General features: G+C 70.4%; 8 protein-coding genes. 6 read left to right on the forward strand and 2 right to left on the reverse strand.

Annotated elements, in window-relative coordinates:
- The 4 genes from E5198_RS18805 to E5198_RS18820 all read left to right on the forward strand — a co-directional run.
- The coding region (locus E5198_RS18805) for a DUF58 domain-containing protein (RefSeq protein WP_136491479.1) at nt 1-1,234 on the forward strand (1,234 nt) is incomplete at its 5' end.
- A gap of 141 nt (nt 1,235-1,375) precedes the next feature.
- The gene (locus E5198_RS18810; protein ID WP_136491480.1) at nt 1,376-2,296 is read left to right on the forward strand and encodes a universal stress protein; all 921 of its coding nucleotides are present in this window, start codon (nt 1,376-1,378) and stop codon (nt 2,294-2,296) included.
- Nucleotides 2,297-2,406: 110 nt separating this feature from the next.
- On the forward strand, nt 2,407-3,858 hold the full coding sequence (gene pyk, locus E5198_RS18815; protein ID WP_136491481.1) for a pyruvate kinase: 1,452 nt from the start codon (nt 2,407-2,409) through the stop codon (nt 3,856-3,858).
- A 209-nt stretch (nt 3,859-4,067) separates the two neighbouring features.
- Entirely contained in the window at nt 4,068-5,591 is a 1,524-nt protein-coding gene (locus tag E5198_RS18820; RefSeq protein WP_136491482.1) for a fumarate hydratase, read from the forward strand.
- A 58-nt stretch (nt 5,592-5,649) separates the two neighbouring features.
- Here the strand turns inward: E5198_RS18820 and E5198_RS18825 are convergent, their stop codons facing one another.
- Entirely contained in the window at nt 5,650-6,804 is a 1,155-nt protein-coding gene (locus E5198_RS18825) for a phosphatidylserine/phosphatidylglycerophosphate/cardiolipin synthase family protein (protein WP_136491483.1), read from the reverse strand.
- A 167-nt stretch (nt 6,805-6,971) separates the two neighbouring features.
- Nucleotides 6,972-7,757, reverse strand: coding sequence for an MBL fold metallo-hydrolase (locus E5198_RS18830; protein WP_136491484.1), 786 nt, complete (start codon nt 7,755-7,757; stop codon nt 6,972-6,974).
- 239 nt (nt 7,758-7,996) lie between these two features.
- Here E5198_RS18830 and olsB point away from each other — a divergent pair, with 239 nt between their 5' ends.
- Nucleotides 7,997-8,752, forward strand: coding sequence for an L-ornithine N(alpha)-acyltransferase (olsB, locus tag E5198_RS18835; RefSeq protein WP_136491485.1), 756 nt, complete (start codon nt 7,997-7,999; stop codon nt 8,750-8,752).
- Nucleotides 8,752-9,304: lysophospholipid acyltransferase family protein (locus E5198_RS18840; RefSeq protein ID WP_136491486.1), on the forward strand; the 553-nt coding region annotated here is incomplete at its 3' end. The genes olsB and E5198_RS18840, both read left to right, overlap by 1 nt.

Genomic DNA, 9,304 nt, shown 5'->3' on the forward strand with positions numbered 1-9,304 from the left:
CGCCTGGCTGCACGGCCTGTGGTGGGCGGCGCTGCTGGCGCTGGCCGGCGCGGCGCTGTTCGACGCCCTGTGGCTGCGCCGCCTGCCCTCGCCGGCGCTCGAGCGCCAGCTGCCCGGCCACCTGGCGCTGGACCGCTGGAGCGAGGTGCTCCTGCGCGTCACCCCGGCGGCGGCGACGCCCTGGCTGGAGCTGTTCGACCACGTACCGGCGGAGCTGGAGTTCCAGGGCCTGCCGCAGCGCCTCGCCCTGCCGCCCGGCCAGGGCGGCGAGCTGCGCTACCGCATCCGCCCGCGCCAGCGCGGCGACAGCGCCTTCGCGCGCTGCGAGGTCGGCCTGCCCAGCCGCCTGGGGCTGTGGCAGGCGCGCCGCCATCTGCCACTGCCCGGCAGCACGCGCATCTATCCCGACTTCGCCCGCCTGCACGGCGCCCGCCTGATGGCGGTGGAGAGCTGGCTCGGCCGCCTCGGCGTGCGCCAGAAGCCGCGCCGCGGCAGCGGCCGCGAGTTCCACCAGCTGCGCGAGTTCCGCGATGGCGACAGCCTGCGCCAGATCGACTGGAAGGCCACCGCACGCAAGCACCAGCCGATCGCCCGCGAATACCAGGAGGAACGCGACCAGCAGATCCTCTTCCTGCTCGACGGCGGCCGGCGCATGCGCAGCCAGGACGGCGAACTCAGCCACTTCGACCACGCCCTCAACGCCTGCCTGCTGCTGGCCCACGTCGCCCTGCGCCAGGGCGATGCCGTCGGCCTGCTGGCCTTCGGCGGCGACACGCCGCGCTACCTGCCGCCGGCCAAGGGCCAGCAGCAGCTCAACGCACTGCTCAACGGCGTCTACGACCTGCAGCCCGGCCAGTTGCCCGGCGACTACCTGGCCGCCGCCGGCGAACTGCTCGCCCGCCAGCCGCGCCGCGCCCTGGTGGTGCTGCTCGGCAACCTGCGCGACGAGGACGACCAGCAGCTGCCGCTGGCCGCGGCGCAGATCGCCCGCCACCACCGCCTGCTGATCGCCAGCCTGCGCGAGGAAGTGCTCGACCGCCAGCGCCAGCAGCCGGTGGACAGCTACGAGCAGGCGCTCGCCTACTGCGGCACCGTCGACTACGCTGCCGCGCGCAGCGCCCTGCACGAGCGCCTCGCCGCCCAGGGCCTGCCGGTGCTCGACCTGCGCCCCGGCGAACTGGGGCCGGAACTGGTCAACCGCTACCTGCAGTGGAAGGCGGCGGGGGCCTTCTGAGCCCTGCCGCCACCCGCTCTGCCATGCCCGTCACGCCCCGGTAACCGGTTTGCATGTGTAGTGGCGCTGGCGCTAGGCTGAGTCCATCAAGCCGAGCCTGGCATCACGCGGGCCATACCCCATCCGGCCAAGGAGTCCGACATGCAACTCAAGCAGCTGCTGGTGATCATCGATCCCACCCAAACCCCGCAACCGGCGCTGGCGCGCGCGGCCTGGATCGCCCGCCGCAGCGGTGCCGCCCTCGAGCTGCTGATCTGCGAGTTCAACAGTGCCCTGGACAACGGCCTGCTGTTCGAGGCGCCGGCGCTGGACAAGGCGCGCGACTCGCTGCTCCGCCAGCGCCGCGAATGGCTCGAGCAACTGGCCGCGCCGCTGCGCCAGGAGGGCCTGGCGGTGACCTGCGAGGTGCGCTGGGGCAAGCCGCTGCACCGGATGGTCATCGCCCGCGCCGAGGAACTGAAGCCCGACCTGGTGCTGAAGACCGCGCACAGCCACGGCCTGATCCGTCGCCTGCTGCTGAGCAACACCTGCTGGCAGCTGATCCGCTACTGCCCGGCGCCGCTGTGGCTGGTCAAGCCGGAAGGCGAGTGGCACGGCCAGCGCCTGGCCGTGGCCCTCGACCCCACCCACAGCGCCGACAAGCCGGCCAGCCTCGACCACCATCTGATCGAGGCGGCGCAGACCCTGGGCCAGACCCTCGGCCTGGAGGACCACTACCTGCACAGCTACGCACCGCTGCCGCGCACCCTGGTGTTCGATGCCGAACTCGTCGCCGATTACGAGTACTATGTGGAGCGCACCGGCGAACGCCACCGCGAGGCCTTCGAGCAACTGCTCGGCCAGCATGCGGTAGCCAAGCCGCGCAGCCACCTGCTGCAGGGCTTCGCCGAGGAGACCCTGCCGCGCTTCGTCGAGGAAAATGCCGTCGACCTGCTGGTGATGGGCGCCATCGCCCGCGGCCACCTCGACACCGCGCTGATCGGCCACACTGCCGAGCGCGTGCTCGAAGGGGTCGACTGCGACCTGCTGGTGCTCAAGCCGCAGGGCGCACCCGCCCACTGACCGATTCCCGCCACGGATGGCGCAGGCTCACCGCGAGCCGACCAAGACCGGCCCGCCCAGCCACAAGCGGGCGCGCCGGCGCTGTTCAGACCTTACCCAGGAGCAACCTGATGCCCTTTCGCCGTACCAAGATCGTCGCCACTCTCGGCCCGTCCAGCAGCTCGCCGCAGGTGCTGGAGCAACTGATCCTCGCCGGGATGAACGTCGCCCGCCTCAACTTCTCCCACGGCACCCCCGAGGAGCACAAGGCCCGCGCCCGCCTGGTGCGCGAGCTGGCCGCCAAGCACGATCGCCACGTCGCCCTGCTCGGCGACCTGCAGGGTCCGAAGATCCGCATCGCCAAGTTCGCCAACAAGCGCATCGAGCTGCAGGAAGGCGACGCCTTCCGCTTCTCCATCAGCCACCCGCGCGACGCCGGCACCCAGGAAGTGGTCGGCATCGACTACCCGGACCTGGTCAAGGACTGCAAGGTCGGCGACGAGCTGCTGCTCGACGACGGCCGGGTGATCATGCAGGTCGAGCAGGTCACCGCCAGCGAGCTGCTGTGCAAGGTCACCGTCGGCGGACCGCTGTCCGACCACAAGGGCATCAACCGCCGCGGCGGCGGCCTGACCGCGCCGGCGCTGACCGACAAGGACAAGGCCGACATCAAGCTGGCCGCCGAGATGGAGCTGGACTACCTGGCGGTGTCCTTCCCGCGCGATGCCGAGGACATGCACTACGCCCGCCGCCTGCGCGACGAGGCCGGCAGCGACGCCTGGCTGATCGCCAAGATCGAGCGCGCCGAGGCGGTGGCCGACGACGAATCGCTGGATGCGCTGATCCGCGCCAGCGACGGCGTGATGGTCGCCCGCGGCGACCTCGGCGTGGAGATCGGCGACGCCGAGCTGGTCGGCATCCAGAAGAAGATCATTGCCCACGCCCGCCGCCTCAACAAGGTGGTGATCACCGCCACGCAGATGATGGAGTCGATGATCCACAGCCCGATGCCGACCCGCGCCGAGGTGTCCGACGTGGCCAACGCCGCGCTGGACTATACCGACGCGGTGATGCTGTCGGCCGAGAGCGCCGCCGGCGACTACCCGGTGGAAGCGGTCAAGGCCATGGCGCGCGTCTGCGTCGGCGCCGAGAAGCATCCGACCAGCCAGAAGTCCGGCCACCGCATGGGTCTGACCTTCGAGCGCTGCGACGAGAGCATCGCCCTGGCGGCCATGTACACCGCCAACCACTTCCCTGGCGTCAAGGCGATCATCGCCCTCACCGAGAGCGGCTACACCCCGCTGATCATGTCGCGCATCCGCTCGGCGGTGCCGATCTTCGCCTACTCGCCGCACCGCGCCACCCAGGCCCGTGCGTCGCTGTTCCGCGGCGTGCAGACCATCCCCTTCGACGCCGCGGCGCTGCCGCCGGAGCAGGTCAGCCAGGCCGCGGTCGACGAGCTGCTCAAGCGCGGCGTGGTCCAGCCGGGCGACTGGGTGATCATGAGCAAGGGCGACAGCTACGACACCATCGGCGGCACCAACACCCTGAAGGTCCTCCACGTCGGCGAATCGCTGGCCTGATCGGCGGAGTGTGAACCGGGAGGCCGCTCATTCGAGCGGCCTTCTGCTTTCTGGGCGAGCCTGCCGGCCGCGCCACTGGCCGCCAATCGACCAAGGTCGACGGCGGGCGGGTGTCCGCCACGCCCCCTGCGCGCTATACTGCCGCGCCGATTTTTGCGCCGCCCATGGTGGCGCGCCGTGAAGTTCCGCCTGACAGAGGACCGCGTTCCATGGCCGTGATCAAGCAAGACGACCTGATCCAGAGCGTCGCCGACGCCCTGCAGTACATCTCCTACTACCACCCCGTCGACTTCATCCAGGCCATGCACGAGGCCTACCTGCGCGAGGAGTCGCCGGCGGCCCGCGATTCCATCGCCCAGATCCTGATCAACTCGCGCATGTGCGCCACCGGCCACCGTCCGATCTGCCAGGACACCGGCATCGTCACCGTGTTCGCCAAGGTCGGCATGAACGTCCAGTGGGACGGCGCCACCATGAGCCTGGACGACATGATCAACGAGGGCGTGCGTCGCGCCTACAACAACCCGGACAACGTCCTGCGCGCCTCGATCCTGGCCGACCCGGCCGGTGCCCGCAAGAACACCAAGGACAACACCCCGGCGGTGATCCACTACCAGATCGTCCCGGGCGACACCGTGGAGATCGACGTCGCGGCCAAGGGCGGCGGCTCGGAGAACAAGTCGAAGATGGGCATGCTCAACCCGTCCGACTCGATCGTCGACTGGGTGCTGAAGACCGTGCCGGAAATGGGCGCCGGCTGGTGCCCGCCGGGCATGCTGGGCATCGGCATCGGCGGTACCGCCGAGAAGGCCGCCCTGCTGGCCAAGGAATCGCTGATGGAAGAGATCGACATCCATGAGCTGAAGAAGCGCGGCCCGCAGAACCGCATCGAGGAGCTGCGCCTCGAGCTGTTCGACAAGGTCAACCAGCTGGGCATCGGTGCCCAGGGTCTCGGCGGCCTGACCACCGTCCTCGACGTGAAGATCAAGGACTACCCGACCCACGCCGCCTCGCTGCCGGTGTGCATCATCCCCAACTGCGCAGCCACCCGTCACGCCCACTTCGTGCTGGACGGCTCCGGCCCGGCCGAGCTGACCCCGCCGCCGCTGGACGCCTACCCGGAAATCGTCTGGGAAGCCGGCCCGAGCGCCCGCCGCGTCAACCTCGACACCATCACCCCGGAAGAAGTGCAGAGCTGGAAGCCGGGCGAAACCGTCCTGCTCAACGGCAAGATGCTGACCGGCCGCGACGCCGCGCACAAGCGCATGGTCGACATGCTCAACGCCGGCCAGGAGCTGCCGGTGGACCTCAAGGGCCGCTTCATCTACTACGTCGGCCCGGTCGATCCGGTGCGTGACGAAGTGGTCGGCCCGGCCGGCCCGACCACCGCGACCCGCATGGACAAGTTCACCCGCCAGATCCTCGAGCAGACCGGTCTGCTGGGCATGATCGGCAAGTCCGAGCGCGGCCCGATCGCCATCGACGCGATCCGCGACAACAAGGCCGTGTACCTGATGGCCGTCGGCGGCGCCGCCTACCTGGTCGCCCAGGCGATCAAGAAGGCCGAGGTGCTGGCCTTCCCGGAGCTGGGCATGGAAGCGATCTACGAATTCGAGGTCAAGGACATGCCGGTCACCGTGGCGGTCGACGCCAACGGCGAGTCGGTGCACATCACCGGCCCGCAGATCTGGAAGCAGAAGATCGCCGACAGCTTGGCGGTGGAAGTGAAGTAAGCTTCCGCAAGCGCGAAGAAAACCCCGGAGCGGCCCTGCCCTCCGGGGTTTTCCTTTTTCAGCGCCAGCGGTCGAGCAGGTTGACCACCAGGCGATCCAGCCAGCCCCACAGGCGCTGCGAGACGCGCATGACCAGCGGCCGGGCGCGCCAGTCGTCGAGGTCGATCTCGCGGCTCTGCGCGAAATCGGCGACGAAGCTCTCCTCGAGATCGGCGGTCAGCTGCGGGTCGTGCGCCTCGAGATTGGCCTCCAGGTTGAAGCGCAGCGTCCAGTGGTCGAAGTTGCACGAGCCGATGCTCAGCCAGTCGTCCACCAGCACCGCCTTGAGGTGCAGGAAGCGCGGCTGGTACTCGAAGATGCGCACCCCGCTCCTCAGCAGCCGCGGGTAGTAGCGCTGTCCGGCGAAGCGCACCGGCGCATGGTCGGTGATGCGGCTGGACAGCAGCAGGCGCACGTCGACGCCGCGCTCGGCCGCCTTGCGCAGCGCCTTGCGCACCCGCCAGCTGGGCAGGAAATAGGGCGTGGCCAGCCAGATGCGCGTACGCGCATGGCCGAGGTTGCGCAGCAGCGAGCGCAGGATGTCGCGGTGCTGCACGGCGTCGGCGTAGGCCACCCGGCCGAGGCCGGCGCCCGGCAGCGGGCGCGGCGGCAAGTGCGCCGACGGACGCACGTGGGGGCGCCAGGCGCAGTCGTCGTCGCAGGCCTGCCACAGGCGCTCGAACAGGGTCTGCCAGTCGGCCACCAGCGGCCCGGCCATCTCCACCATCAGCTCGTGCCAGCGATCGCCGGCCGGCTCGGGCCGCCAGAAATCGTCGGTGGCGCCGGTGCCGCCGACCCAGGCGCGCTGCCCGTCGACCAGCAGCAGCTTGCGGTGGTCGCGGTAGCAGTTGGCCACTCCACGCCGCCAGCCGAGCGGGTTGTACAGACGCAGCTGCACGCCGGCCTGGCGCAGCTGCGTGCTCAGGCGTGCGCCTAGGCGCCGGCTGCCGAAGGCGTCGAACAGACAGCGCACCGCCACGCCGCGGCGGGCGGCGGCGCTCAGGCAGGCGACCAGATGCTCGGCGCAGGCGCCGGCCTCGACCAGATACAGCTCCAGTTCCACCTGCCGCTCGGCTCCCTCGATGGCGGCGAGCAGGCGGGGGAAGAACTGCTCGCCGTCGATCAGCAACTCGAAACGGTTGCCGCCGCGCCAGGGAAAGACGGTCTGGGTCATGGCGCGCCGGGATGGGGCAGGATGGTCGGGCTGGGCATCGGCTCCTCGGACGACAGTGGCTCAGCGCACCATAGCCGTCCGTTCGTCGGGGCTCAAGACACCCGCCCCGCAAACGACGACGCCGGCGGGCCCGAAGGCGCCGCCGGCGTCGGTCTGGCCGCAGAGACTCAGCGCGGCAGGGTGTAGTCGGCCGGCCCCATCAGGTCCATGCCGCACTCGAGCTGGCCGATCCAGTCGAGGAAGGTGTTGATCATCGCCTTGCCGACGAAGGGACGGCCGTGCTGCGGCACGATCATCTCGACATCCATCTTGCGCACCATGTCGGCCCACAGGCGGCAGACCTTGTTGCTGGCCATGTAGCGGCGGTGGAAGCCTTCCATGCTCGACAGGTGGGCGGCGAAGTCGGTGACCGGCTGCGCATCCTCGACCAGCGAGGCGCCCATGTCGCCGGAGAACAGGATCTTGCTGATCGGATCGTAGAGCTGGAAGTTGCCCACCGAGTGCAGGAAGTGCGCCGGCACCGCCTTGAGCTGGCAGTTGCCCAGCGGCAGCGACTGGCCGCGATCGGGCAGCGCGATGATGCGGTCGTAGGTGGAGATGCCATGGCTGACGGCCAGGTAGTTGGCGGTCAGGTGCGGCAGGAAGCGCGCCCACAGGCGCGAGCAGATGACCTTGGCCTTGGTGTGCAGCAGCCACTTGTCCAGGGCGGCGATGATGTCCGGGTCCTGGTGCGAGGCGAAGATGTAGGTCAGGTCCTGCACCGGAATGTGCTTGGACAGCTCCAGCGACAGGGGGGTGTAGGTCAGGTCGCCGCCCGGATCGAGCAGCATGTATTGCTCGTTGTCGACGATCAGGAACTGGTTGGTCTGTACACCTTCGCCGGTGACCAGATCATCGAAACACAGGCACTGGTGGGCGCCGTTATCAAACAGGACTATGGGCTCGCGACGCATGGCTACCTCGAATTCTCGGTTTGGCGGAGCTTAACGGAGCCGGGTTGCAACTTCACTGATTTGCATCAAGCGCGCCAGCGCCGCCGCAGGCGCTGCCACTCTACGCCGCGGGCGACGGGCAGGTTGCGCGGGCGGTCACAGAAGCATCACCGCCGCGTCACCGGGCAGCAATGCGCGCTTGCCAGCATGGCCGTGCACACAACAAGCCAGCGGCCGCCACGGCTGCCCGGAGGTTCTGCATGTCCGCCACTGCACTATCCCGCGACGCCAGCCCCACCCGCCGCCTGCAGGCCGAGCGCCTGCACGGCACCGAAGCCCTGTTCGAGGCCCAGGCCCTGCGCTACCGCGTGTTCGGCGAGGAGTTCGGCGCGCGCCTGGAAGGCGCCGAGCTGGGCCTGGACTGCGACGGCTTCGACGTCCACTGCAGCCATCTGGGCGTGCGCGACCTGGCCAGCGGCGAGCTGGTCGCCACCACCCGCCTGCTCGACCACCACACCGCGCGCAAGCTGGGCCGCTACTACAGCGAGGGCGAATTCCGCCTGCACGGCCTCGGCCGCCTCGAGGGGCCGACCCTGGAGATCGGCCGCACCTGCGTCGCCGCCGCCTACCGCAACGGTGCCACCATCGCCGTGCTGTGGGGCGCACTGGCGGAGATCCTCAACGAGGGCGGCTACCGCTACCTGCTGGGCTGCGCCAGCATCCCCATGCGCGACGGCGGCATCCAGGCCCGTGCGGTGATGCAGCGCCTGCGCGAGCGCCACCTGTGCACCGAGCACCTGCGCGCCGAACCGCGCCAGCCGCTGCCGGAGCTGGCGGTGCCGGACAACCTCACCGCCGAGCTGCCGCCGCTGCTCAAGGCCTACATGCGCCTGGGCGCGAAGATCTGCGGCGAGCCGTGCTGGGACCCGGACTTCCAGGTCGCCGACGTGTTCATCCTGCTCAAGCGCGACGAACTGTGCCCGCGCTACGCCCGCCACTTCAAGGCGGCCGGCTGATGCGCCGCCTGCGCCTGTATGCACGCCTGCTGCGCCTGTTCGCCGTGCTCGCCGAGGGCGCACTGCTGGGCGCCTGGGTCGGCCTGCGCGAGCGCCTCGGCGGCGCGCCCATGGCCCTGCGCCAGCGCCTGACCTGGCGCTTCATGCGCCGCCTGCAGGCCGCCCTGCCGTTCAGCGTGCAGGTGCGCGGCCGGCTGCCGGACACCCCGGTGCTGTGGCTGGCCAACCACGTGTCCTGGGTCGACATCGCCGTGCTCGGCGCCCTGCGCCCGCTGTCGTTCCTCGCCAAGGCCGAGGTGGCCGCCTGGCCGCTGGCCGGCTGGCTGGCGCGCCAGGCCGGCACCCTGTTCATCCGCCGCGGCGGCGGCGACAGCCTCGACCTCGGTCGCCAGTTGGCCGGCCACCTGCAGCACGGCCGCCACCTGGCGATCTTCCCCGAGGGCACCAGCTCCGACGGCAGCGGCGTGCTGCGCTTCCACCCGCGCCTGCTCGCCGCCGCCGTCGACAGCGGCGCCGCCGTGCAGCCGGTGGCGCTGCGCTACCGGCGCGCCG

Origin of the sequence: Pseudomonas sp. A-1 (assembly GCF_004801855.1) — a bacterium.
Taxonomy (GTDB): Bacteria; Pseudomonadota; Gammaproteobacteria; order Pseudomonadales; family Pseudomonadaceae; genus Geopseudomonas.

Excerpts from the sequence above, each read along its gene's own strand:
- E5198_RS18810 (WP_136491480.1), top strand. The coding sequence starts at position 1,376 with ATGCAACTCAAGCAGCTGCTGGTGATCATCGATCCCACCCAAACCCCG.
- pyk (WP_136491481.1), top strand. The coding sequence starts at position 2,407 with ATGCCCTTTCGCCGTACCAAGATCGTCGCCACTCTCGGCCCGTCCAGC.
- E5198_RS18820 (WP_136491482.1), top strand. The coding sequence starts at position 4,068 with ATGGCCGTGATCAAGCAAGACGACCTGATCCAGAGCGTCGCCGACGCC.
- E5198_RS18825 (WP_136491483.1), bottom strand. The coding sequence starts at position 6,804 with ATGACCCAGACCGTCTTTCCCTGGCGCGGCGGCAACCGTTTCGAGTTG.
- E5198_RS18830 (WP_136491484.1), bottom strand. The coding sequence starts at position 7,757 with ATGCGTCGCGAGCCCATAGTCCTGTTTGATAACGGCGCCCACCAGTGC.
- olsB (WP_136491485.1), top strand. The coding sequence starts at position 7,997 with ATGTCCGCCACTGCACTATCCCGCGACGCCAGCCCCACCCGCCGCCTG.